We start from the raw sequence: 23,721 nt of genomic DNA on the forward strand, positions 1-23,721 counted from the left end.
TACGGCAGAGTGACACCGTCGAGGGCAGGCCGAGGGAGGGCGGTGCGCGTGGAGGGTCCGACCGGGGTGGTGTTCCCCACGACCGGCACGGGACGCAGTACGTCCGCGCTCGGGCGGGCGGTCGTCGCCGACGCCCTGCGCGCCGTCGATCCGGTCGGGGCGCGCTCGGCGGAACACGAGACGAACTGGCGGCACGGATACCTCGGACACTTCCGCCGCCTCGTCGAGGCCGGGCTGCTCTCCCACGACGCCGCGGTGACGATCGCCCGCGACGGGCTCGCCTCGCTGCACCGCCGGATGACCGTGCTCGGCGCGGACGGCACCGAGATCGCGCTCGGCGACGTGTTCGACACGCCCACCGGGACCGAGCCGCTGCACACGGCGACCATCGACGGCACCGGCGAGGTCGACCGCGAGTTCTCCCTGCCGTACCGGGGGCAGCGACTGCGCGGCGACGACCTGCGCCGCCGGCTCGACGCCTGGGTGTCCGCCGGCGTCATCGAGCCGTCCTGCGCCGAGGCGGTAGGCACCGTCCTGGCCAACCCGGACTGGCTCGACCTGCGCGACCAGCGCATCGTGGTGCTCGGCGCGGGCGCGGAGATGGGCCCGCTGCCGTCGGTGCTGCGCTGGGGCGGCGACGTCGTCGCCGTCGACCTGCCCCGCCCGGAGATCTGGCGGCGCCTGCTGCACACCACGCGCCGCCACGGCGGCCGGCTGCACCTGCCCGTCCCCGCCGGCACCCGCCCCGACGACGACGCGTTGGTCGCCCGTGCCGGCGCCGACCTGCTGCACAACCTTCCGCAGGTCGCCGACTGGCTGCTCGGCCTCGACGGCCGGCTCGTGCTCGGCAACTACGTCTACGCCGACGGCGCGACCAACGTCCGGGTCGCCACGGCGGTCGACGCGCTCACCCTCCGGTTGCAGCAGCGCCGCGACGACGTGGCACTCGCGTTCCTGGCCACCCCCACCGACGTGTTCGCCGTACCCGGCGACGCGGTGCGCCACGCCGAGCGGGGCTACGCGGCGCGTGGCGTCGTCCGCCGGTCGCTGCGGGTCGCCTCCGGCGGCAGGCTTCTGCACCGCAACTACCCGCCGGGCGTCGACCCGGGCGTCAACGACAGCCTCGTGCCCCAGCAGGGCCCCAACTACGCGCTGGCGAAACGGCTGCAACGGTGGCGGGCGACCGTGGCCCGCGACGCGGGGGCGACCGTGTCGTTCACCGTCGCCCCGCCCACCCGGACCCGCTCGGTGCTGCGCAACCGGGCACTGGCCGCCGCGTACGCCGGTGCGCACCGCTTCGGCATCGAGGTGTTCGACCCGGCGACCAGCAACACGCTGATGGCCGCGCTGCTGGTGCACCACCTGCGTACGGGCGGCCCGACGCTGGCGCACCCGTGGCAGGACGAGGCGTACGGCGCCGCGCACGGCGGACTGTGGCGGGTGCCGTACGCCCCGCGCAGCGCCCTGGGCCTCGCCGTCCTGCTCGGTCTCGGCGGCGCGCGGAGCTAACCCGCTCCGCGCCCGCGTCCGGCTCCGCGCCCGTCTGGGGACGCTCAGCCCAGCTGGAGCCGGTCGGCCAGGCCGGCTCGGGTGAAGGCGTCGACCACCTCGTCGCGTCCCTCGGTGAAGTGGGACCAACCGTCCACGTGCACCGGCACGACCCGCCGCGCGCCCAGGATGCGGGCCGCCTCGACGGCCTGGGCGCTGTCGAGGGTGAGCAACGCGCCGTCGAACATGGGGGTACGCACGGCCCCGGCGAACAGCACGGCGGTGTCGACCGGTCCGAAGCGCTCGGCGATCTGCCCGACCAGTTCCAGCGAGGCGTTGTCGCCGCTGACGTAGACCGTCGGCAGGTCCCCGGCGGACAGGACGAACCCGACGACCTCGCCGGTGAACGGCTCGCAGCCCTGCGGGCCGTGCCGCGCGGGCACAGCCGTCACCGTGACGGTGCCGCCGCCGGGACGCTCCAGCTCGACGGACTCCCAGGGTGCCAGGCCCTGGGTGCTGCCGCCGAGGCGGCCGGCGCCGCTGGCAGTGGTGACGGTGAGGGGAACCTCGGCGAGCAGGGCTCGGCCGGCGTGGTCGAGATTGTCGGGGTGCTGGTCGTGTGACAGCAGCACCGCGTCGACGGCACCGAGGTCGGCCGGGCTGGCGGCGGCGGGCGCCGTCTTGGTGAGGACCATGCCGGGACCGAGGGGGTAGTCGCCCGGGGCGTCGAAGGTCGGGTCGGTCAGGAACCGGAGGCCGCCGTACTCGATGAGGGCGGTGGGGCCGCCGAAGACGCGGACGGGGACGGTCGTCGAATGGGTGTCGGTCACCGAGGTTCCTCACGATAGATGAACGCCTTTACGTGCGGACGCTATCGCGGCAGACACACTCCGACGCCCATCCCTGCCCCACGGCCAGAGCGTCGTCAGGTCAACCTCGATCACCCTCGGCGCCGGATCACCGAGAAGCGTTGAGAACGGACGGACGAGCCACCCCCCCCTGTCGCGATCGCTGCACGAAGCGCATAACAGTCATTATGGTGTGCGAACGATTCGCACCTTTCGTCCAGGCTGGTAAACGGATTGTCATTACCGGTAATCCGATAATCCGGCGAGAGACGGCTTGGACGCTTGGGCGCTCCGCTGTGACGTGTCGCCCATGCTCGGGGTCAGCGGAATCCGGTAGCCGATACCTGCAGTCGGGTCATGGGTAACGACAACGGCGTGCGGATCTGGCTCCGCAGGCATGGAGCTGGGCAGACCGCTGCATCACGGACTCTCATCCCCGGCGCGCTGCGGGTCCTGCGGCCGTGACACCAGAACCAGTGGCAGAGCCACGGCCGACAGCACGCACCTCCGGTCGCGTACGCGTACGCGCCCTCTACCCCGGCAGCTTCGATCCCTTTACTGCCGGGCACCTGAATGTGGTGAGCCGGGCACGCGACCTCTTCGACGAGGTGATCGTGCTCGTCGCGGTCAACAGCGTCAAGCATCCGGGCGCCGACGCAGAGGAGCGGGCGGCCGCTGTCCGGGCCGTCCTGCCGGTCGAGTGGACCTCCGTCACCGTTGCGGCCTGGAACGGGTTGACCTCTACCTACTGCCGCCGCCACGACGTGGGAGTGATCATTCGCGGCGTGCGTAACGCCACCGACCTTGAGGCCGAGAACCAGCTCGCCGCGATGAACCAGTCGCTGGGTGTCCCCACGGTACTTCTGCCTGCGCAGCCCGAACTGGCCTCGGTGTCGTCGACTGCGGTACGCCTGCTGCGGACGTGACATCCGTGGGATCCGGGGGTTGAGAATCCGTCGGCGGGCAACGATCCTGCCGTCGATGGCGAGCTATCCGGGCCGTTGGCCGGTCCTACGAGGCGCGTGGAACAGGCATGAATCGGGTGCTGGCAGTCTGCGCCGTTGACAACGCCGCCTCAGTGAAGACGATCGGGGGTCACCGCCGCACACCTGTTCATCACCCTGCTGCGACACGACCCAAAAGCGGCTGCGCCGGCCTGACCCTCTACAAGGCCATCCGTGAGCTGCAGCACCTACTCGCGACCTAGCGGCGGCACGACCGCATCCCAGGCGGCGATCGCGGCCTCGGCGATGGCGGTCAGCGTTTCACCGGTCGCGCCGTCGCGGGCCCGCACGGCCATGCCGAGCGACACCGCGTAGACGTACTCGGCGACCGCGGTGGTGTCGGTACCGGGCGGCACGTCGCCGTCACGGACGCCGCGGTCGAGCCGCCGGGCGATGTCGTCCACATCGGAGCGCCGGGTCTCGGCCAGGAACGCGCCGATGTCGTCGTGCCCGGCGCCGAGGGTGGTACCACCGAGCGCCACCATGCATCCGGTCGGCCGGTCGGCATCGACGTAGGCGCGGGCATGGTGCCGCAGCAGCGCCGCCACCCCGGCGCGGGCGGTGGGCGCGTCCCACAACGCGGCCTGCGGGCCGGCGCCCTCGATCTCGTTGTACAGCGCCACGGCTTCCCGGAAAAGCGCCGCCTTGCTGCCGAACGTGGCGTAGAGGCTCGGCGGGCGGATGCCCATCGCGGCGGTGAGGTCGGCCATGCTGGCGCCTTCGTACCCGTGCCGCCAGAAGACCTCCATCGCCCGTCGCAGGGCGGTGGCCCGGTCGAACGCGCGGGGTCTGCCGCGTGGATTGGCCGCCATCCTCACCGTCCGATCGCTTCAGCCTTCGACGGCTTTGAGCCCCGCGATCCCGACGGCGATCAGCGCGATGAACACCAGCCGCGGCGCCGTGAGACTCTCACCGAAGCCGACGATACCGACGCTCGCCACCCCGACCGCGCCGATCCCCACCCAGACGGCGTACGCGGTGCCGACCGGCAGGTCCCGCAACGCGATCGACAGCAGCACGAAGCTCACCAGCGCGGTCGAGCAGGCGAGCAGCGTCGGCCAGAGCCGGGTGAAACCATTGGTGTGCTTGAGCGCTGTCGCCCACACGATCTCGAGTAACCCCGCGATGACGAGCACCACCCAGCTCATGCGATCGCCCCGCTTCGCGGCGCGATGCATTCGCGGGCACTGAGCTGATGATTCACTCGCTGACGCTCGCTCATGCCGCGAACCCGCCGTCGACGGCGAGCGCGGCCCCGGTGATGTAGCTGCCCCCGGGGCCGGCCAGGTGGGTGACGGTGCGGGCGATCTCGTCGGCGTCGGCGTACCGGCCGAGCGCGATGAAGGCCCGCTCGGCGTCGGCGCCGTCGGCGTCCGCCGGATTCATCTCGGTGTCGGTGGACCCGGGATGGACGGTTGTGACGGCGATCCCGCGCGGCCCCAGATCCCGCGCCAGGCCTTTGGTGAGGCCCACAAGCGCGGTCTTGGTCATGCTGTACAGGGTCACGCCCTCGTACGGAACCCGGTCGGCGAAACAGCTTCCGATGTTGATGATGCGTCCACCGTGTCGCATGTGCCGCGCGGCGGACTGGGCGGCCACGAACGGCGCGCGGACGTTCACCGCGAGCGCGTGGTCGAGGTCGGTGCCGGACACGGCGTCGATCGGTCCGCTCGGGAAGACACCGGCGTTGTTCACCAGGATGTCGAGGCCGCCGAGCGTCGCCGCCACGTGATCCACCGCCACACGGACCGCGGCGGCGTCGGCACTGTCGACCGCGAGCGCGAGGCCGCGGCGCCCGAGGCCCGTGATGTGCCGGACCGTCTGCTGCGCGCGGTCCGCCGCGCGCAGATAGGTGACGGCGACGTCGGCACCTTCCGCCGCCAGCCGACGCGCGACCGCCGCCCCGATTCCGCGGCTACCACCGGTGACCAGCGCGACCTTCCCCGCGAGCGGACTCATAACAACTCCAATTTTGTAGCGATCGTTACAATAGTTGGACCGTAGCCGACCACCCGCGACTAAGGCGAGGGTGACGTTCGTCACGGGCGATGACCCGGCGTGCCGCGCGGGCACTACCACCTGCACGCCTCGATCGAGACCGGCGACCGCACCGACCGGGTCACCGCGCCCCGACTCACGGTAACGGGCGACACCGCGGTCACCCTCGTATGACCGAGTTGAGGACGAGGCCGAGCGCGCCGAGCTGGTCTTCGACCGGGTCGACCATGGTCAGCAGGTGCAGGGTCTCGGCGATCCGGCCATACGCGGCCAGGGCTTGGCCGAGCGGGGTGGGATGCCCATCGCGGGCGAGCATCCGCAGCAGGTCGTAGGCGCGGACTCAGGGAGCCGGCCACCCGCAGGATGTCCGGCCAGCGGGTCACGATCCGGTCTAGTGCCGGGTTGTTCAGCACCGCACGGCCGGCCGGGCGCGCGAGGCTCAGGACGCGGCCTGCCGCGACCGGTGGTTGGCGTGCTTGCGGGCGGCCCAGCCCGGGTCGGCCTCCACGGCACGGGCGAAGATCTCGTCGCGTTCGGCGCCGGTCAGCACGACCGCGCGGGCCTGGTAGGTGAAGACCCCGTCCTCGACGGTGACGTGCGGGTCGGCGAGGAGATTGTGGTACCAGTCGGGGTGCTTCGGGCTGCCGCCGGCCGAGGCGATGACGAGGATGCGTTCCTCATCGGGGAGGTAGCCGACGGGGGTGGTGTGCGGGCTGCCGGAGCGGGCCCCGGTGGTGGTCAGCAGGATCAGGCGGGCTCCCGCGAAGGGGCCGCCGACCCGGCCGGAGTTGGCGCGGAACTCGTCGATGATCTGCTGGTTGAAGTCGTTGGGCAATGCTCTGCTCTCTGCTCGGGCAGGAGGGTGCGGCCACAGTGGATCGCCCGCCCGGCGACCGGTGGCGGCGAGGATGCGGATACGCCGGCTGTACGACGCGGCGTGGGCGGCGGAAGAGTGTGCGGCGCGGCGCGCGACGGTGGACGTGGCGGCGGCACCGGTGGGTGGCGGGGATCGGCGGGCCGCGCGCCCGCCCCCGGCTCACCTGACGGCCGGGTGCCCTGTCCGCTCGTGGCCCATGGCCGACCCGGCAGTCACGCGTCCGACCCTAGGGGCGACGACGGTGGCGGGCAAGCGCAATCCGGTTGCGGCAGCCGGGCCGCAGTGACACGGTCGGCAGATGTCCGCGCTGACCGGAGTCGACGTGCACCACGCGGTACGCGAGATGACCGCCGTTCTCGGCCCGCACACGGGGCGGGACTGGAGTGTGCCCGCCGGCGGGTTGGAGTGGAGCTGCTGGGCCACCGCCGCGCACGTCGCGCACGACCTGTTGGCGTACGCCGGCCAGGTCAGCGGGCGGCCCGACGACGGTTACCTGCCGTTCGACCTGGTCGTCTCCCCCGCCGCGGGGCCGGCCGAGGTGCTGCGCGTCGTGGTCGCCTGCGGTGGCCTGCTGCGGGCTGCCGTCGACGCGGCCGCGCCGCAGACGCGGGCGTGGCACTACGGTCCCTGCGACCCGGCGGGCTTCGCGGCGATGGGGGTGGCGGAGGTCCTGCTGCACACCGACGACATCGCCCGTGGTCTCGGGGTGCCCTGGCAGCCGCCGCAGCAGCTCAGCGCGGCCGTGGTGCGCCGGCTCTTCCCGGACGCGCCCGCCGGGCCCGCGCCGCAGGTGCTGCGGTGGCTGACCGGTCGCGGGGAGCTGCCCGGTCGCGCCCGGCGCACGTCCTGGTCGTGGCGGGCGGCGGTGGACTGACCGGGTCTACGCCGCCCGACGGCGCCAGGGCGCTCGCCAGCGCCGCCTGCGTGGTGGGGTCGGCGGTGCGGGGGGTGGGGTCGCGGCTGCCGTGGTCACCGCCCGCTCGGCCCGCCAGCGGCGGATCACGTCGTCGGTGTTGACCGGGCGCACCGCGACCCGGGGGCCGGTGGGCGTACGCAGCCAGGAGAGGATCTGGGCGTTGAGGTCGGCCACGAACGCGCGCACGGCCGCCTCGGTCGGCAGGTCCCGAACCTCGTCGGGCACCTGCTCGACGCGGCGGCGCAGTTGCAGTGGCGTCGGCAGCAGCAGGTCGGTGGGGAGTTTCTCCCGCTCCAGGAAGCTCTTGATCCACCACGACTCGTCGTAGGGCTCCCCTCGGCCGGGGATCGGCTTGCCCGCGCCGGGCAGGTTGTCGAACTCGCCCTGCTCCTGCGCGGCGCGGATGCGCGCCTCGACGGTCGCCTCCCAGCTGTCCACCTGCCGGCACCTCCCCCGACCCCACGGTAACGCGGCCACCGTGTCGGGGCCGACGCATGCGGTCAGCGCCCCCGCCGGGGCGGGCATTCCCGGGCGTGCCGGTGGCCGTCGCGGGGGAACGGCGGCCGGGCGGGCAGCACCTCCTGGAAGCGGTAGCCGGCCTTCTCCGCCACGCGGCAGGATGCCGGGTTGTCGATCTGGTGCAGCAGGTCCAGCCGCCGCAGGCCGGCGAACCGGTCGAACGCCCAGTCGGTGACGGCCGTCAGGGCGTGCGGGGCCACGCCCCTGCCCCGGGCGGGCGCGGCGGTCCAGTAGCCGACCTCGGCGTCCTCGCCCCGCGCGGTGACGTTCTTGAGGATGACCTGCGCCACCAGGATGTCGCCGGCCGGATCCGGCTCCAGCACGGCGAAGCTGAACCGGCGGCCGTCAGCCCAGTCCCGGTGTGCCGACGCGAGGAACCGGCGTGCCTCGGCGGTCGTGGTCACCGGCGCCCGGGTCCAGCGGCGCAGCACCGGGTCGCGGTACGCGGCGATCAGGGCCTCGGCGTCGTCGTCGCGCCAGGGGCGCAGCAGGAGTTCCGGCAGGGTCGCGGTGGCCGGGGCGCGCAGCATCGGCACAGTGTGCCCGTGGCCGCGCCGGCGGTGGGGGGCGGGCGGGCACCGGCGGTGCCGGTCTCGCGCAGCACGGCGGCGCCCCCGGCGGGCAGGTGCACCTGGGTGTCGACCGTCGCGCCGGTGAGCAGGTCGATCCCGGCGGCCGGGACCCGTTGCGGCCGGTCGGTGTGGTTGAGCAGGAACAGCCAGCTCGCCCCGGCGCCGCGCCGGCGGACCGCCTCGATCCCGGCCGGTGCGTCCGGGCAGACGGGTGACGCGCCGGCCGCCCGCGCCGCGTGCGTCATCAGCCGCTGGTAGGTGGTCTCGTCGGGCCGGGTGGACAGGTACCAGGCCGTGCCGGCGCCGTAGCGGTGGCGGGTCACGGCCGGCAGCCCGGCGAGCACGCCGTCGGCGTACGAGGCCGTCGGCTGGGCGCCGGCGAGGCGTACCGTCTCGGTCCACAGGCGGCCCGTGCCGCCGCCCGACAGGGGCACCGTCTGGCCGGCGGCGAGCGGGTGGAACTCCTCGACGCGTACGCCCAGCAGGTCGCGCAGCGCCCCGGGGTGCCCGCCGAGGCGGACGCGGGCGTGTTCGTCGGCGACGCCGCTGAGCCAGGTCACCAGCAGGTGCCCGCCGCCGTGCACGTACGTGCCGACCCAGTCGGCGGTGTCGTCGGAGGCGAGGTAGAGGGCGGGCAGCACCAGCAGCTTGTACGCGTCGATCCGGTCGCCGGGCAGCACCATGTCGCAGCCGTACCCGGCCCGCCACAGCGCCCGGTGCGCCGCGGCCACCTCGTCGCGGTGGCGCGGGTACGGCGACGGCATCCCCGGGTGGCCCAGGGCCCAGCTGCTGGCGGCGTCCCAGGCGATCGCGACGTCGGCGTCGACCGTGCCGGCGTCGACCTCGCGGAGCCGCTGAAGTGTCGCGCCGAGGTCGACGGCCTCCCGGAACACGCGGCTGTCGGGGCCGGCGTGCGGCACCAGGGCGGAGTGGAAGCGTTCCGCCCCGCCCGCCGGGGCCCGCCACTGGAAGAACATGACCCCCCGCGAGCCGCGCGCGACGTGGGAGAGGCTGTGCCGGGCCATCCGGCCGGGTTCCTTGGCGTGCATCCGCCCACCGGCGTGGATCTGGTTGGGGGCGCTCTCCATCAGCAGCCATGGCGCCGGCCGGTCGCCGCCGGCGCCGTGGCGGGCCCAGCCCCGGGCCAGGTCGGCGGCGAGGGCGGTCTGTTCCTCCGCGCCGCCGTCGACCGCGTCCGGGTAGTGGTCGACGGCCACCAGGTCCACCTCGGCGGCCCAGCGGGCGTGGTCGACGGGCACCCAGTCGCCGAGGACGTAGTTGGTGGTGACGGGGATCGCCGGGTTGGCGGCGCGCAGCACGTCGCGCTGCTCGGCGTACGCGGCGAGCAGGGTGTCCGACCAGAAGCGGCGGAAGTCCAGCAGGTGCCCCGGGTTGGCCAGGTACTGCGTGGCGCGAGGCGGGTCGACCTGCGCCCAGTCGGTGTAGTGCTGGCTCCAGAAGCTGGTGGCCCACGCGGCGTTGAGCGCGTCGAGGTCGCCGTGCCGGTCGGCCAGCCAGCGCCGGAACGCCCCTGCGGTGTGCGCGCAGTGGCAGGTGGTGCCGTACTCGTTGTGCACGTGCCACAGCGCGAGGGCCGGGTGGTGGGCGTAGCGCTCGGCGAGGGCGGCGGCGATCCCCCGGGCGGCGGCCCGGTAGGCGGGCGCGGCGGCGCAGTAGGTGTCCCGGCTGCCGTGGTGCAGCCGTACGCCGTCGGCGGTCACGGGCAGCGCGTCCGGGTGTGCCAGGGAGAACCAGGGCGGGGGCGACGCCGTCGGGGTGGCCAGGGCGACGTCGATGCCGTTGTCGTGCAGCAGGTCCAGCACCTGGTCCAGCCAGTCGAAGGTGTGGCGCCCGGGCTCCGGTTCGAGTCGCGACCAGGCGAAGACGCCGACGGTGACGAGGTTGACCCGGGCGCGGCGCATGAGGGCGACGTCCTCGCGCCACACCTCGGCCGGCCACTGCTCGGGGTTGTAGTCGCCGCCGTAGCGCAGTACACCGTCGGCCATCTCAACCACCGCCAGTTCGTTGGGAAGGCGTCCAAAATATGAAGCGCACAGGAGCATGTCAACGGCAGTCGCCACCGAGCAAACGAAGGTTGTCGTTGACAGTTAGTTGGGAAGCCAAAGAAACTGGCGGGACCGTCGGAACCATCCCGGAGGAGACGCCGATGCCCTACCGACCGCCGTTGGTCCCGTACGAGAGCTTCGTGGCCGACCCACCCGACCTGCCGGTGCGGGGCCCCGGCGAGGACGGGGCCGCCGTCGTCGGCCGGGCCGAGGTCGTCGCGACCGACCCGCAGGGGGTGACGTTCAAGGCCACCCTCTCCGACGGCGCGAGCATGGCGCTGCGCGTCGACGCCGCCGGCGAGGGGGTGATCCGCGTACGCCTGGCCGACGACCCGCAGGCCCGCAGCCGCTCCGCCCGGGCGCTGCCGCTGGTGCGCCCCGGCACCCACCCCGCCACCGTCACCGTCGACGACACCCACGTCCGCGTCGGCGCCGGCGCCGTGGTCGCCGAGATCCGGCTCGACCCGTGGCACCTGCGGTTCCTCGGCCCCGACGGGCGGCTGCTGCTCGCGCAGGACCCGGGCACCCGGGACATCAGCGGCCGGCGGCGCACCCTGCCGTTCGGCCGCTCCACCGTCGACGGCGCGCGCGTCGCCTGGCACGAGAGCTTCGTCGCCCCCGGCGACGAGCGCTTCGTCGGCTTCGGCGAGAAGTTCACCCCGCTCGACAAGCGGGGGCAGCGGCCGCTGATGTGGAACTTCGACGCCTTCGGCGGCGAGTCCGACCGTTCTCACAAGAACGTGCCGTTCTACCTGTCGGACCGGGGCTACGGGGTGCTGGTCGACAGCGGGCTGCCGGTGCAGTTCGACGTCTGCCAGTCCACCCACAGCAGCGTGCAGATCCTGGTCCCCGACGACCTGCTCGACTACTACGTGCTGGCCGGTCCGACGCCACCGGAGGTGCTCGACCGGCTGGACCGGCTCACCGGCCGGCCGTACCTGCCGCCGAAGTGGGCGTTCGGCGCCTGGGTCTCCTCCGGTTTCTTCCCCGACTCGCAGGAGCGGGTGCTCGAGCGCGCCCGCCTGCTGCGCGAGCGGGGCATCCCGTGCGACGTGCTGCACCTGGACTGCTACTGGCAGGTCGCCGGCCGCTGGTCGGACCTGCGGTGGGACGACGAGGCGTTCCCCGACCCCACGGCGATGCTGCGGACCCTCGCGGGGCAGGGCTTCCGGGTCTGCCTCTGGATGAACCCTTACCTGATGACCGACAGCCCGCTCTACGCCGCCGCGGCCGAGGCCGGCCACTTCCTGCGTCACGCCGACGGCAGCCCGTACGTCGCCGACGTCTGGCACGGCAGCCACCCGGCCAGCGCCATCGTGGACTTCACCAAGCCGGCCGCCGTCGAGTGGTTCACCGGGCTGCTGCGGCCCCTGCTGGAGCAGGGGGTGGCGGTGTTCAAGACCGACTTCGCCGAGGGGGTGCCCGTCGACGCCGTCGCCCACAACGGGATGACCGGCGTGGAGCTGCACAACGTGTACGCGCTGCTGTTCAACGACGTCGTGGCCCGGGTGACCGAGGAGGTGGCCGGGCACCGTACCGTGTGGGCCCGCTCGTCGTACCTGGGCGGGCAGCGGCACAGCGCGCAGTGGAGCGGCGACGTCAACGCCACCTGGCCGGGGCTGGCCAGCACCCTGCGCGGCGGGCTGTCGCACGGGCTGTCGGGCGTGCCGTTCTGGAGCCACGACACCGGCGGCTTCCACGGCACCCCCACACCGCAGCTCTATGTGCGCTGGACCCAGTTCGGGGCGCTGTCGCCGCTGGTGCGCCTGCACGGCACCACCAGCCGCCTGCCGTGGGACTTCCCCGCCGAGACCGAACGCGACGCGGTGGCGGCCCTGCGGCTGCGCTACCGGCTGATGCCGTACCTGTGGTCGGCGGCGGTGCGCTCGGCCGCCGACGGGACGCCGATGATGCGCGCGCTGCTGGTGGACACCCCCGACGACCCGACGGCCTGGACCACGGACCTGCAGTACCGCCTCGGCACCGACCTGCTGGTCGCGCCCGTGACGGACCCGTCCGGGCGGCGCGACGTCTACCTGCCGGTGGGCGACGACTGGATCGACGCGGCCACCGGCGAGCGGCACCCGGGCGGGCGGCACGTGCGGGTGGCCGTGGCGCCGCACCGGCTGCCGCTCTACGTCCGCCACGGCGCGCTCGTGCCGACGGTCGCGCCGGGCGACACGGTGGGCGACGGGCCGTTCCACGACGTCACCCTGGTCAGCTGGGGTGCCGTCGACGCCCGTACGGTGCTGCACGACGTCGACGGCGACACGGTCGTGACGGCCGTACGCGACGGCGACACCCTGCGGGTGGACACCGACGGGCCGCTGCGGGTGGCGTACGTCAGCGTCGCCGGCGCGCACGCCCCGGCCCGGCTGCTGCTCAACGGCGAGGCGGTGGCCCCGGCGCCGTTCGACGCCTGGCTGCCCGACCCCGCCTGAGGTGCGGCGGCGCCCGACCTGTCGCGGGTCGGGCGCCGCACGGGTCCGCTCAGCCCTTCACCGCGCCGGTGATGACGCCCTTGGTGAAGTGCCGCTGCACGAACGGGTAGACGATCACCGCGGGGATCACGGTCACCACCACCACCGCCATCTTCACCGCCAGCGTCGGCGGGTACGCGGTGACGCCGGGCAGGCTGACCGCCGCCCCGGACACGTTCGGCGACTGCCCGGCGAGGATGTAGCTCTGCAACACCCGCTGGATCGGGAACTTGTCGTTGTCGTCGATGTAGAGCACCGCGTTGAAGTAGGCGTTCCAGTAGCCGACGGCGTAGAAGAGGCCGACCACGGCGATCACCGCCTTGGACAGTGGCAGCACGATGCGTACCAGGATGTGCAGTTCCCCGGCGCCGTCGATGCGGGCGCTGTCGAGCAGTTCACCGGGGACGTTCATGAAGAACGCCCGGATCACCACCAGGTTGAACACGCTGATCGCGCTGGGCAGGATCAGCGACCAGATGCTGTCCTTGAGCCCGAGGCCGGTGACCACGAGGTAGCTGGGCACCAGACCGGGGAAGATCAGGAAGGTCAGCAGGAAGAAGAAGAGCAGTCCCCGGTGCGCCACCGAGCCGGGCCGCGACAGCCCGTACGCGGCCAGCACGGTGAGCACGAGGCTGACGGTGGTGCCGAGCACCGTGACGAGGGTGCTGATCCACACCGCCTGGGTGATCTGCCCGCCGCTGAAGATGGTGACGTACGCCGAGGGGTCGATCTCGCGGGGCACCAGCACCATCCCGCCGGTGGAGTCGATCGTGTCCCGCGAGGCGAGGCTGGTCACCAGCACCGCCCACAAAGGTACGAGCACGGCCGCGACGAGCAGCGTGAGCACGGCGGCCTTGGCCACGGTGCCCGCCGCCGTGGGCGGCTCCTCCCAGGTGGGTCGCCGCGACCGTCGCCGCCGTGCGTCGAGGTGCGGGCCGGTGCCACTGAGCTGCGTGGTCATGACTTCGCGTACACCCCCTGCTCGCCGAGGCGGTGCGCCACCTTGTTGGCGGTGAGGATGAGAACCAGCCCGACCACGGCCTTGAACAGCCCGGCGGCGGCGCCGAGGCCCCACTGCTGGGTGCTGATGGCCTGGTAGTAGACGAACGTGTCCAGCACCTCGGCGGCCTCCCGGCCGACCGCCTCGCGTTGCAGGATGAACTGTTCGAAGCCGACCGACAGCGCGTCGCCGAGGCGCATGATGAGCAGCAGCACGATCACCGGGCGCAGGCCCGGCAGGGTGATGTGCCACAGCCGCCGCCACCGCCCGGCCCCGTCGGCCGCCGCCGCCTCGTACAGGTTGGGGTCGATGGCGGCCAGCGCGGCCAGGAAGACGATGGCGCCCCAGCCGAGGTCCTTCCACACCGCCTCGGCGGTGACCAGCACGATGAAGGTGTCCGGGTCGGTCATGACGTCGAACGGCTGCATGCCGGCCGCGCGCATCTCCTGGGCCAGCAGCCCGGCCCCGCCGAGCATCTGCACGAAGAACGTCACCACGAGCACCCAGCTGAAGAAGTGCGGCAGGTAGACCACGCTCTGCACGAAGCCGCGCAGCCGCGCGGAGACCAGGCTGTTGAGCAGGACGGCCAGCAGGATCGGCAGCGGGAAGAAGAAGACGAGCTGGAACGCGGTGATGGTCAGGGTGTTGCGGACCGCGTCCCAGAACAGCGGGTCGCCGAAGAGTGCCTCGAAGTTGCCGAAGCCGATCCACTCGCTGTGCCAGAACGCCTCGACGGGGTCGTCGCCGACGAACGGGTTGTAGTCCTGGAAGGCGATGACGTTGCCGAGCGTCGGCAGGTAGTGGAAGACCAGCAGCAGCGCCGCGGCCGGCGCCGTCATGGCCAGCAGCGGCCAGTCCCGGCGCAGCCGGTCGCGTAGACGGTGCCGGGGACGCGACCGCCGCGTACGACCGGCGGGTGGGCCCTGGCCGGTGGCCGCCGGCGCGTCGGTGGTGGCCGGGGCGCTCATCGGCCGTTGTCGGCGAGCGCCTTCTCGTGGAACGCGCGCCCCTCCTCACCGCCGGAGGCGAGGAACTCCTTGCGGACCTGCGCCAGGTCGCTGACGGGTCGGCGGCCGCGCAGGATGTCGCGGATCTTGTCCTCGGTCGGCTGGAGGACCTTCGACCAGTTGGCCGGGAGTTCCAGCTTGATGCCGGCGAAGAGGTCCTTCTCCATCTGGGCGATGTTCTTCTGGTAGTAGCCCAGGTAGTCGCGTACGTAGTTGGGGGTGTCGGCGCTGCGTACCTTGACCGGGACCCGGCCACCGATGTGGGTGTACTGCGCCCCCAGTTCCTTGCGGCCCAGCTCGGTCGGGACGGGGCTGCCGTCGGCCGCGCGGGTGAAGTGTTTGCCCTCGACGCCGTACTCGCGCAGCTCGAACTCGCGGCTGCCGAAGGGCGCGGCACACCAGTTCAGTACCCGTAGCAGCTCGTCGACGCGCGCGGCGCCCAGGCCCTTCTTGACGAAGGTGTAGAAGATGGGCTTCTCGCTGCCCCAGATGACCGGCTGTGCCCCGGCCACGCCGAAGACCGGCAGCGGCTGCATGTCGAAGCTCGGCAGCTGCTTGACCCGCTCGCTCTGCATGCCCTGCCAGGCGCCGAGGCCGTCCTGGTACATGAGGATCTTGCCGGCCTTGAACAGCTGCTTCTCGTCGGCGCCCTTGCTGGCCACGGTGTCGGGGTGCACGAGCCCGTCGGCGAACAGCTTGGCGGTGAACTCCAGGGCGGCGGCGAAGGCCGGGTTCTCGAACTTGTGCTCCAGGCCGCCGTCGGGCTTCTTGCGCCAGTACTGCTGGCAGCCGAAGAACTGCTGCACCATGTCGAAGACGCTGCCGAAGGCCCACACCCCCTTGGCGGGGTCGGTGACCTTGCGGCCGAACTCGTGCAGCTCCTCCGGGGACGTCGGCGCCGCCAGGCCGGCCGGGGCGAGCAGGTCGGCGCGGTGGAACAGGGCGTACCCGAACGGCCCGTCGGTGGGAAACGGCACGGCGTGCAGCCGCCCGCCCCAGACCGAGTACTCCCAGGCGCCGGTGGGCAGCGCGGCCAGGTAGGGGTACTTCGCGGCGGCGTCGCCCTTGAGGTGGTCGGTGAGGTCCTCGAACAGTGCCTTGACGGCGTCGGAGAACCGGGCGACCTTGTCGACCTCCCAGTTGGGCACGCTGAGCAGTTCTGGCACGTCGCGGGCGCCGAGCATCGCGTTGAGCTTGTCGGCGTAGGTCATGCCGTCCTGCAGGCTCGGGTGCACCTCGACGCCCAGCCTGGCGTTGACCGCCGCGAGGTAGGAGTTGCGGCCCGCCGTCGGTGGGGCCGGTCCCCACCACGGGCTCATGGTGCCGATCGGCGGGCCGCCCCGGCCGGGTTGCTCGGTGACGGCGTCGACGAGGGTGCGGGGGTAGCTGAGGTAGCCGTCGGGGATCGGCCCCTCACCGGCGATGTCGGGCGGGAGCAGTTCGGCCGGCTTGTGGGTGGGCAGCACCGAGCGGATGGCGTCGGCCCTGGTGGCGCTGCCTCTGCTCCCGGCCTCCTTGCTGCAACCGGCCAGGGTGGCGCCACCCATCGTCGCGGCGGCGCCGAGGCCGAGCAGGCGCAGCAGGGACCGGCGGTCGGTGGATGCGCCCGGCGGGGACGGCTTCACGGCGCACTCCCTTCTTCGGTGGCGGCTTCGCGGAACGTACGCGTTCCGGCTAGAATTAGTTGGGGTTCTAGCCGAATAAACTAATCGACGGTGATCCGTCCCACAAGACAACGACCCCGGCGGCGTACGCGATGATGGGGCGCGCGGCACCACCGGGATCCTGCACCGTCGCCCAGGGAGCGGACAGATCGTGATCAGCAGCCACAACGAAGCGCGGCCGAGCGACCTCGGCGACGTCCGCACCGCCAACCGGGCCCTGGTGCTGCGCCACGTCCGCCGGCACGCCCCCTGCTCCCGGGCCGACATCGCGGCGCACACCGGGCTGAACAAGGCCACCGTGTCCAGCCTGGTCGGCGAGCTGATCGAGCGGCGGCTGCTGCGCGAGACCGGGCTGACTGAGAACCGGGTCGGCCGCCCCGCGACCATGCTCGTCCTCGACGGCACCCCGTACGCGGCCCTGGGCATGCAGATCGGCGCCGACGAGCTGGTGGTGCTCGCCACCGACCTGGCCGGCACCCGACTGCTCACCTGGCGGCGCGCCTTCTCCGCACCGTCGTGCACCCCCGCCGAGACCGTACGCGCGCTGGCGGCCCTGGCCCGCCGCGCGATCACCCGGCTACGGGGGCAGGACCGCCGCGTGCTCGGCCTGAGCGTGGGCGTGCCCGGCCTCGTCGACCCCGACGGCGCCGTTCCCCGGGCCACCGCGCTCGGCTGGCGGGACGTCGCCCTCGCCGCCGACCTGCGCGCGGCGCTGCGCGAGCCCGACCTCACCGTCGACGTCGACACCGACGCCAACCTCGCCGTCCTGGCCGAGCACCGCCACGGCGCGTACGCCGGCGCGGCCCACCTGGTGCACCTCACCGGCGGGGCCTCGGTCGGCGCGGGCATCGTCGCCGGCGGCCGGCTGCTGCGCGGCAACCGGGGATTCGCCGGCGAGGTCGGGCACCTCATGCTCGACCCGGCCGGCCCCGGCTGCGCGTGTGGCCGCCGCGGCTGCCTGGTCGCGTACGCCGGACTGCCGGCGGTGGTGGGTCGCCTCCTGCCCGACACCGCGCAGGACGGGCCGGTCACCGACTTCCTGCCGGAGATCGAACGGATCCAGGCACTGGCCCGCCAGGGCGACCCCACCGTCCTGGCGGGACTCGCCGACGTCGGCTGCCACCTCGGGCACGCCGCGTCCGTCCTGGCCAACCTGCTCAACCCGCAGGCCGTGGTCGTCGGCGGGCACTTCGCCGCCCTGGCTCCCTGGCTGCTGCCGGCGGCGCGCACGGAGTTCGCCGCGCGCACCCACGCCCCGGCCGCCGGCGGCTGCCAGCTCGACGCCTCCACCCTCGACCCGGCGGCCACCGCGCTCGGCGGGGCCACCGCCGCGCTCGCCGCCGTCGAGTCGGGTCGGCTTCCGGCCGCGTGAGCCCGCGCGCCGCCGGGCCTTGACCGGACCGGCGGCAGGTGCCAACCTCGAACCGCCGCCTCGTGGCTGGGCACCCGGGCGGCACGTCTCGCGCAGTCGTCGAAGCGCTTCACCGCTTCCGGGCCGGCGACCGCCACCCTCACACCGCGATGCCGCTCGCGTCACCGTTCGTCGAAGCGCTTCGACACGGCCGCGTGCAGGCCCACGGAAGGCGACCGACCCATGACCCACCACCCCGCCCCCTCCCCGCACGCAATCGTCGACGACCTGCTGGGCCGGCTCACCCTGCCGGAGAAGCTCGGCCTGCTGCACCAGTGGCAGGCGCCCGTGCCCCGCCTCGGCCTGCCCGCGTTCCGCACCGGCACCGAGGCGCTGCACGGGGTGGCGTGGCTCGGCCGGGCCACCGTCTTCCCGCAGGCCGTCGGGCTCGCCGCCAGCTGGAACCCCGAGCTGCTGCGGGCCGTCGGCGCGGCCGTCGGCGACGAGGTCCGCGCCAAGCACCACGCCGACCCCGAGCGGGTCGGCCTCAACGTCTGGGCGCCGGTGGTCAACCCCCTGCGCGACCCTCGCTGGGGACGCAACGAGGAGGGCTGGTCCGAGGACCCGTGGCTCACCGGCCGGCTCGCCACCGCGTACGCCGAGGGGCTGCGCGGCGACCACCCGCAGCGGCTGCGTACCGCCCCGACGGTCAAGCACTTCCTCGGCTACAACAACGAGACCGACCGGGCCACCACGTCCAGCGACCTGCCCCCACGGGTGCTGCACGAGTACGAGCTGCCCGCCTTCCGCGCCCCGCTGGCCGCCGGCGCGGCCGTCGCCGTGATGGCCTCCTACAACCTGGTCAACGGGGTGCCGGCGCACCTGAGCCCGCTCATCGCCGACGAGCTGCGCCGGTGGACGCCCGAGGAGCTGATGGTCGTCGGCGACGCCGGCGCGGTGAGCAACATCGCCGGGGTGCAGGGCCACCTGCCCGACCACGTCGACGGCTACGCCGCCGCCCTGCGCGCCGGCATCGACAGCTTCACCGAGGACGACGCCGACAGCGCCCCCACCGTCGGGCGGCTGACCGAGGCGCTCGACCGGGGGCTGATCACGGCGTCCGACGTGGACCGGGCGGTGCGGCGGATCCTCACCGTCCGCGTCCGCCTCGGCGACCTGGACCCGCCGGGCGTGGACCCCTTCGCCGGCGTCGCGCCGGACGCCGTCGACCGCCCCGCGCACCGGGAACTGGCCCGCGAGGCCGCCCGCCAGTCGATCGTGCTGCTGCGCAACGACGGGCTGCTCCCCCTCGCCGACCCGGGGCTGCGGGTGGCCGTGCTCGGCCCGCTGGCCGACGCCGTGCACACCGACTGGTACAGCGGCACCCCGCCGTACGCGATCACCGCGTACCAGGGGCTCGTCGGCCGGCTGGCCGCCGTCGCCACCCATCCCGGGACCGACCGGATCGCGCTGCGCGTCGGCGCCCGCCACGTCGGCTGCCCCGACACCCCCGACGGCGGGCCGCTGACCCTCGGCGACGCCGCCACGGCGTTCGACGTCTTCGACTGGGGGCGCGACGTGGTGGCGCTGCGCGCCGTCGGCAACGGCCGCCACGTCGGGGCCGACGAGGCCGGCGCGCTCGCCAACGACCGCCCCGGACCCGGCGGCTGGGTCGTCCGGGAGACCTTCCGCTGCCACGAGGGTCCCGGCGGCACGGTCCTGCTGCACCACCTCGCCTCCGGCCGCTACGTCGCCGCCGACGCGCACGGGCGGCTGCACGCCGACGCCCCCACCCCGGCCGAGGCGACCCGGTTCACGGTGGACCTGCTGGCCGACGGGGCCGCCGAGGCCGCCGCCCTGGCCGCCGACGCCGACGTGGCGGTGGTGGCGCTGGGCAACCACCCGATGGTCAACGGCCGCGAGACCGAGGACCGCGTCGACCTGGCCCTGCCCGCCGGGCAGGAGGCGCTGCTGCGGGCCGTGCACGCCGCCAACCCGCGCACCGTGCTGGTGGTGACCAGCAGCTACCCGTACGCGATCGGTCAGGCCGGGACGCCACCGCCGGCGGTGCTCTGGTGCGCGCACGGCGGTCAGGAGCACGGCACCGCGCTGGGCGACGTGCTGGTGGGCGACGCCGAGCCCGGCGGCCGGCTCACCCAGACCTGGTACGCCGACGCCGCCGAGCTGCCCGACCTGCTCGACTACGACGTGATCGGCTCCGACGCCACCTACCTGTACCACCGGGGCGACCCGCTGTACCCGTTCGGCCACGGGCTCAGCTACACCCGCTTCGACTACGCCGGCCTGCGGTTGAGCGCCGCCGAGGCCACCGTGGGCGAGGAGGTCGAGGTGAGCGTCGAGGTCACCAACGTCGGCGAGCGCCCCGGCGAGGAGGTCGTGCAGCTCTACACGCGCCAGCGCCGCTCCCGCGTCAAGCAGCCCCTGCGCCAGCTACGGGACTTCGCCCGGATCAGCCTCGCGCCCGGGCAGCGGCAGGTGGTGCGGCTGCGGCTGCGTACCGCCGAGTTGAGCTGGTGGGACGAGACCCGGGGCCGCCGGGTGGTGGAGGACGCCACCCACACCGTCCTGGTCGGCCGCTCCGCCCGCGACGTGCGGCTGGTCGGCGCCCTTGCCGTACGCGGCGACGAGACGGTCGGCGGGCGGGCGGCCGTACCGGCGTCGGGGCGGGCGCGGTGAGCGGGGCACGGGGACGACCGGCGCAGCCCACCATCGCCGACGTCGCCCGGCACGCCGGGGTCGCGGTGAGCACCGTGTCGTACGTCCTCAGCGGCAAGCGCGCCATCACCGAGGTCACCCGCAACCGGGTGCTGGCCAGCGTCCGGCTGCTCGGCTACCACCCGCACGCCGGCGCGCGGGCCCTGGCCAGCCGGCGGGCCAACGTGATCGCGCTGGTCCTGCCGCTGCGCGCCGGGATGCAGGTGCCCGTGGTGATGCAGTTCGCCATGGCCGTGGTCACCACCGCCCGCCGCTTCGACCACGACGTCCTGCTGGTCACCTCCGACGAGGGGCCCGCGGGGCTGCGGCGTGTCGCCGCCACCGCCCTGGTCGACGGTGTGCTGGTCATGGACGTGGAGCTGGACGATCCCCGGGTGCCGCTGCTGCGGGGGCTGGCCCGGCCCAGCGTGCTCATCGGGCTGCCCGCCGACACCACCGGCCTGACCTGCGTGGACCTGGACTTCCACCGGGCCGGGTGGGCCTGCGTGGCGCACCTGGCCGGGCTGGGGCACCGGCGGGTGGCGTTGCTCGGCGCGCCCGCCGCCGTCTACGACCGGGGCACCGGCTTCGCGCACCGCACCCGCGCCGGCGTACGCGAGGCCGCCGCCGCGCACGGCGTCGACGCGGTGACGCTGCCCTGCGAGGAGGGCGCGGTGGCCGTCCGCCGGGCCCTCACCGACCTGCTGGGACACCACCCCGACGTGTCGGGGCTGATCGTGCAGAACGAGGCCGCCGTCGATCCGGTGCTGGCCACGCTGCCCGCCCTGGGCCGGCGGGTGCCGCGGGACGTGTCGGTGGTCGCCGTCTGCCCGGACCGCTTCGCCGAGCAGGCCCACCCGATGCTGACCGCCGTGCCGGTGCCCGCCGAGGAGATCGGCACGCGGGCCGTGTCGCTGCTGATGGGCAGGCTCGACGGCGAGGCGACGCCGGAGGTCACCCTGCTGCCGCCCCGGTTGACGGTACGCGACAGCACCGCCGCCCCCGCCCCGACGGCGAGGGCCGGCCGGTGACGTCCGCCGCGCACCGCATCGTCGACACCGCCCCCGCCGCGCGCTGGGAGGACGCGTTCCTGTCCGGCAACGGCGAGGCCGGGATCATGGTGTACGGCCGGCCGCACGCCGAACGCATCGTCGTCAACCACCACCGCTTCGTCCTGCCCAACGGCACCCGCGACGCCCGCCCGCCCGAGCTGGCCGCCCTGCTGCCGCGCATCCGCGAGCTGATCCTCGCCGGCCGACGGGCGGAGGCCAGCCGGCTGCTCGCCGGCGACGGGGTGCTGCGCTGGACACAGTCGTTCCACCCCGGCTTCGCCCTCACCATCGACGCCGTCGACCCCGGCCCGGTCGACGGCTACCGGCGGCGTACCGAGTTCGGAACCGGAGAGGTCGTCGTCGAGTGGACGGGCGGACGCCGACGCTCGTTCGTGTCCCGCGCCGACGCGCTGGTGCTCACCCACGTCGACGCGGGCACCTGCGCGGTGGGCGTCACCGGGGACCTGCCGGGCCGGCCGGAGTCGGTGCGCTACACCGTCGCCGCGTACCGCCGGGGTGATCTGGTGTTCCTGCGGGTACGGGGCCGCTACCCCGACGCGGGTGGCGCGTACGGCTTCGAGGGGCTCACCCTGCTGCACGGCGACGTGGCGGTCGTCGGCGACCGGGTGGTGGTACGCGGCCCGGCGCTGCTGGCCACGGTGCTCGACCGGCCCGATGCCCCGCCGTGGCGCACCGGCGAGCTGGAGGATCGGCTGGCCGCCCACGCCGGGGTCGACTACGAGACCCTGCTGGCCCGGCACGTCGTGCCGCACGGGCGCGCCTACGGGCGGGTGAGCCTGGACCTGCGGGTGCCGGACGCGCAGCGGGACCTGCCCGTGGGTGAGCTGCTCGCCGCGCAGGACGCCGACCCGGGCACGCTGCAACCGGCGCTGCTGGAGCGGCTGTTCCACGCCGGGCGGTACCTGCTGCTCAGCTCCAGCGGGGTGCTGCCGCCCCGGCTGACCGGGCTGTGGCTCGGCTCGTGGGACGCCGCCTGGGCGGGCGACTTCACCACCGACGCCAACCTGAACCTGCAACTGGCCGGCGCGAACGTCGGCGCCCTGCCGGAGGTCGTCGCCGCCCACGCCAACCTGGTACGCGGCCAGGTCGACGACTGGCGGCGCAACGCGCGGGCGATCTACGGGGCGCGGGGCCTGCTGGCGCCCAGCCGCACCGACGGCGAACACGGGCACCTGTTCCACCTGCACGAGGACTGGCCGTTCGCGGCGTGGCTGCCCGGCGCGCACTGGCTGCTGCACCCGCTGTACGAGCAGCACCTGGTCACCGGGGAACCGCTGGGCGAGGTGGCCGGCTGGCTGGCGGAGGTGGCGGACTTCTTCGCGGACGTCCTCACCGTCACCGACGACACGGGCCAGGTGGTGGTCGTGCCGTCGTACTCGGCGGAGACCGGCCCGTACGACGAGCGGGGGCGGGCGGTGCACGTGGCCGTGAACGCCACCATGGACATCGCCGCCGCCCGGCACGCCCTGCGGACCGCCGCCGAGGTGACCGGCGTCGACCGGTGGGCGGGGCTGCTCGCGCGGCTGCCCGCGTACCGGGTCGACGGGCGTGGGGCGCTGGCCGAGTGGGCCTGGCCCGGCTACCACGGCGACGACGCGCACCGGCACGTCAGCCACCTCTACCCCGTGTGGCCGCTGGACGAGATCGACCCGGACGACACCCCCGGGCTGGCGCGGGCCGCGCACCGCGCGTTGACGCTGCGCGGCGACGAGAACCTGTCGGCGCACGGCAGCCTGCACCGGGCGCTGGCCGCCGCCCGCCTGCACGACGGCGCGCTGACCGCCGCGAACCTGCGGAAGATCGTCGGCAACGACATGTTCTTCCGGTCCCTGATGAGCGCGCACAACCCGGGCCTGGTGACGTACAACGCCGACGCCGCGCACGCCCTGCCGGCGGTGCTGATCGAGTCGTTGGTGCAGTCGCGCCCCGGGCTGCTGCGGCTGCTCCCGGCCCCGCTGCCCGGCCTGGGCACGGGGGTGCTGCGCGGGGTGGCCTGCCGGGGACGCGTCGGCGTCGAGGAGCTGTCCTGGGCGCCCGGGCGGGTGCGGGCCCGCCTGGTCTCGCCCGTCGCGCAGCGGCTGCGCGTACGCAGCCCGTACGGGCAGCGGGAGGTGGACCTGGCGGCGGCGACGCCGCTCGAGGT

The 23,721-nt window shown here is 74.1% G+C and carries 18 protein-coding genes and 2 pseudogenes; 8 read left to right on the top strand and 12 right to left on the bottom strand.

Annotation, left to right across the window (positions count from 1 at the left end; genetic code table 11):
* The first annotated feature begins 48 nt into the window (after window positions 1–48).
* Window positions 49–1,509, top strand: coding sequence for a hypothetical protein (locus ACGFIR_RS13675; protein ID WP_393145095.1), 1,461 nt, complete (start codon window positions 49–51; stop codon window positions 1,507–1,509).
* Between the two features lie 44 nt (window positions 1,510–1,553).
* Here ACGFIR_RS13675 and ACGFIR_RS13680 read toward each other — a convergent pair whose 3' ends face one another.
* Entirely contained in the window at window positions 1,554–2,318 is a 765-nt protein-coding gene (locus ACGFIR_RS13680) for an MBL fold metallo-hydrolase (RefSeq protein ID WP_393145097.1), read from the bottom strand.
* A gap of 494 nt (window positions 2,319–2,812) precedes the next feature.
* On the opposite strand from ACGFIR_RS13680, the gene coaD reads away from it, so the two are divergent.
* Window positions 2,813–3,262, top strand: a complete 450-nt coding sequence (gene coaD / locus ACGFIR_RS13685) for a pantetheine-phosphate adenylyltransferase (RefSeq protein ID WP_393145099.1) — start codon at window positions 2,813–2,815, stop codon at window positions 3,260–3,262.
* A gap of 266 nt (window positions 3,263–3,528) precedes the next feature.
* On the opposite strand, the gene ACGFIR_RS13690 is transcribed toward coaD, so the two are convergent.
* From ACGFIR_RS13690 to ACGFIR_RS13710, 5 genes and pseudogenes are all read right to left on the bottom strand, one after another.
* Entirely contained in the window at window positions 3,529–4,152 is a 624-nt protein-coding gene (locus tag ACGFIR_RS13690) for a TetR/AcrR family transcriptional regulator (RefSeq protein ID WP_393145101.1), read from the bottom strand.
* A gap of 18 nt (window positions 4,153–4,170) precedes the next feature.
* Window positions 4,171–4,488 carry a DMT family transporter gene (locus ACGFIR_RS13695; RefSeq protein ID WP_393007764.1) on the bottom strand — a complete coding sequence of 106 codons (318 nt, stop codon included), beginning with the start codon at window positions 4,486–4,488 and terminating at the stop codon, window positions 4,171–4,173.
* Window positions 4,489–4,558: 70 nt separating this feature from the next.
* A complete protein-coding gene (locus tag ACGFIR_RS13700; protein ID WP_393145813.1) occupies window positions 4,559–5,299 on the bottom strand; it encodes an SDR family NAD(P)-dependent oxidoreductase in 741 nt (246 codons plus the stop codon).
* 208 nt (window positions 5,300–5,507) lie between these two features.
* Window positions 5,508–5,745: pseudogene (locus tag ACGFIR_RS13705) on the bottom strand (Tn3 family transposase); the annotation flags it as partial.
* Between the two features lie 32 nt (window positions 5,746–5,777).
* Window positions 5,778–6,173: a nitroreductase family deazaflavin-dependent oxidoreductase gene (locus tag ACGFIR_RS13710; RefSeq protein ID WP_393145103.1), complete on the bottom strand. Its 396-nt coding sequence runs from the start codon at window positions 6,171–6,173 to the stop codon at window positions 5,778–5,780.
* A 340-nt stretch (window positions 6,174–6,513) separates the two neighbouring features.
* On the opposite strand from ACGFIR_RS13710, the gene ACGFIR_RS13715 reads away from it, so the two are divergent.
* Entirely contained in the window at window positions 6,514–7,089 is a 576-nt protein-coding gene (locus ACGFIR_RS13715) for a maleylpyruvate isomerase N-terminal domain-containing protein (protein WP_393145105.1), read from the top strand.
* Between the two features lie 6 nt (window positions 7,090–7,095).
* Here the strand turns inward: ACGFIR_RS13715 and ACGFIR_RS13720 are convergent, their stop codons facing one another.
* The 3 genes from ACGFIR_RS13720 to ACGFIR_RS13730 all read right to left on the bottom strand — a co-directional run bounded on the left by ACGFIR_RS13720 (window position 7,096) and on the right by ACGFIR_RS13730 (window position 10,228).
* Complete coding sequence (locus ACGFIR_RS13720) at window positions 7,096–7,569, bottom strand: DUF1992 domain-containing protein (protein ID WP_393007772.1); 474 nt, start codon at window positions 7,567–7,569, stop codon at window positions 7,096–7,098.
* Window positions 7,570–7,631: 62 nt separating this feature from the next.
* Window positions 7,632–8,180, bottom strand: a complete 549-nt coding sequence (locus tag ACGFIR_RS13725) for a GNAT family N-acetyltransferase (protein ID WP_393145107.1) — start codon at window positions 8,178–8,180, stop codon at window positions 7,632–7,634.
* On the bottom strand, window positions 8,102–10,228 hold the full coding sequence (locus ACGFIR_RS13730; RefSeq protein WP_393145109.1) for a beta-galactosidase: 2,127 nt from the start codon (window positions 10,226–10,228) through the stop codon (window positions 8,102–8,104). Before ACGFIR_RS13730 ends, ACGFIR_RS13725 begins: the two co-directional genes overlap by 79 nt.
* A 161-nt stretch (window positions 10,229–10,389) precedes the next feature.
* Between ACGFIR_RS13730 and ACGFIR_RS13735 the strand changes: the two genes are divergently transcribed.
* Entirely contained in the window at window positions 10,390–12,729 is a 2,340-nt protein-coding gene (locus ACGFIR_RS13735) for a TIM-barrel domain-containing protein (RefSeq protein ID WP_393145111.1), read from the top strand.
* 49 nt (window positions 12,730–12,778) lie between these two features.
* Here the strand turns inward: ACGFIR_RS13735 and ACGFIR_RS13740 are convergent, their stop codons facing one another.
* The 3 genes from ACGFIR_RS13740 to ACGFIR_RS13750 are packed head-to-tail and all read right to left on the bottom strand — an operon-like array spanning window position 12,779 to window position 16,400.
* Window positions 12,779–13,729, bottom strand: coding sequence for a carbohydrate ABC transporter permease (locus ACGFIR_RS13740; protein ID WP_393007780.1), 951 nt, complete (start codon window positions 13,727–13,729; stop codon window positions 12,779–12,781).
* On the bottom strand, window positions 13,726–14,736 hold the full coding sequence (locus ACGFIR_RS13745; protein WP_393007782.1) for an ABC transporter permease: 1,011 nt from the start codon (window positions 14,734–14,736) through the stop codon (window positions 13,726–13,728). Before ACGFIR_RS13745 ends, ACGFIR_RS13740 begins: the two co-directional genes overlap by 4 nt.
* On the bottom strand, window positions 14,733–16,400 hold the full coding sequence (locus tag ACGFIR_RS13750) for an extracellular solute-binding protein (protein WP_393145113.1): 1,668 nt from the start codon (window positions 16,398–16,400) through the stop codon (window positions 14,733–14,735). The genes ACGFIR_RS13745 and ACGFIR_RS13750 overlap by 4 nt, the downstream gene beginning before the upstream one ends.
* Window positions 16,401–16,590: 190 nt before the next feature.
* On the opposite strand from ACGFIR_RS13750, the gene ACGFIR_RS13755 reads away from it, so the two are divergent.
* From ACGFIR_RS13755 to ACGFIR_RS13770, 4 genes and pseudogenes are all read left to right on the top strand, one after another.
* Window positions 16,591–17,811, top strand: a complete 1,221-nt coding sequence (locus ACGFIR_RS13755; protein WP_393007786.1) for an ROK family protein — start codon at window positions 16,591–16,593, stop codon at window positions 17,809–17,811.
* Window positions 17,812–18,033: 222 nt separating this feature from the next.
* Window positions 18,034–20,487 (top strand): glycoside hydrolase family 3 C-terminal domain-containing protein, encoded by a 2,454-nt coding sequence (locus tag ACGFIR_RS13760; RefSeq protein ID WP_393145115.1) that lies wholly within the window; start codon window positions 18,034–18,036, stop codon window positions 20,485–20,487.
* The gene (locus ACGFIR_RS13765) at window positions 20,484–21,536 is read left to right on the top strand and encodes a LacI family DNA-binding transcriptional regulator (RefSeq protein ID WP_393145117.1); all 1,053 of its coding nucleotides are present in this window, start codon (window positions 20,484–20,486) and stop codon (window positions 21,534–21,536) included. The genes ACGFIR_RS13760 and ACGFIR_RS13765 overlap by 4 nt, the downstream gene beginning before the upstream one ends.
* Window positions 21,533–23,479, top strand: a pseudogene (locus ACGFIR_RS13770) (glycoside hydrolase N-terminal domain-containing protein); the annotation flags it as partial. The gene ACGFIR_RS13765 and the pseudogene ACGFIR_RS13770, both read left to right, overlap by 4 nt.
* Window positions 23,480–23,721: the final 242 nt, after the last annotated feature.

This window comes from Micromonospora sp. NPDC049051 (genome assembly GCF_043197575.1).
Classification (GTDB): domain Bacteria; phylum Actinomycetota; class Actinomycetes; order Mycobacteriales; family Micromonosporaceae; genus Micromonospora.

Coding starts and splice junctions, on each gene's coding strand:
- ACGFIR_RS13700 (WP_393145813.1), bottom strand. CDS start 5,299: ATGAGTCCGCTCGCGGGGAAGGTCGCGCTGGTCACCGGTGGTAGCCGC.
- ACGFIR_RS13695 (WP_393007764.1), bottom strand. CDS start 4,488: ATGAGCTGGGTGGTGCTCGTCATCGCGGGGTTACTCGAGATCGTGTGG.
- ACGFIR_RS13745 (WP_393007782.1), bottom strand. CDS start 14,736: ATGAGCGCCCCGGCCACCACCGACGCGCCGGCGGCCACCGGCCAGGGC.
- ACGFIR_RS13730 (WP_393145109.1), bottom strand. CDS start 10,228: ATGGCCGACGGTGTACTGCGCTACGGCGGCGACTACAACCCCGAGCAG.
- ACGFIR_RS13690 (WP_393145101.1), bottom strand. CDS start 4,152: ATGGCGGCCAATCCACGCGGCAGACCCCGCGCGTTCGACCGGGCCACC.
- ACGFIR_RS13715 (WP_393145105.1), top strand. CDS start 6,514: ATGTCCGCGCTGACCGGAGTCGACGTGCACCACGCGGTACGCGAGATG.
- ACGFIR_RS13725 (WP_393145107.1), bottom strand. CDS start 8,180: ATGCTGCGCGCCCCGGCCACCGCGACCCTGCCGGAACTCCTGCTGCGC.
- ACGFIR_RS13740 (WP_393007780.1), bottom strand. CDS start 13,729: ATGACCACGCAGCTCAGTGGCACCGGCCCGCACCTCGACGCACGGCGG.
- ACGFIR_RS13735 (WP_393145111.1), top strand. CDS start 10,390: ATGCCCTACCGACCGCCGTTGGTCCCGTACGAGAGCTTCGTGGCCGAC.
- ACGFIR_RS13760 (WP_393145115.1), top strand. CDS start 18,034: ATGACCCACCACCCCGCCCCCTCCCCGCACGCAATCGTCGACGACCTG.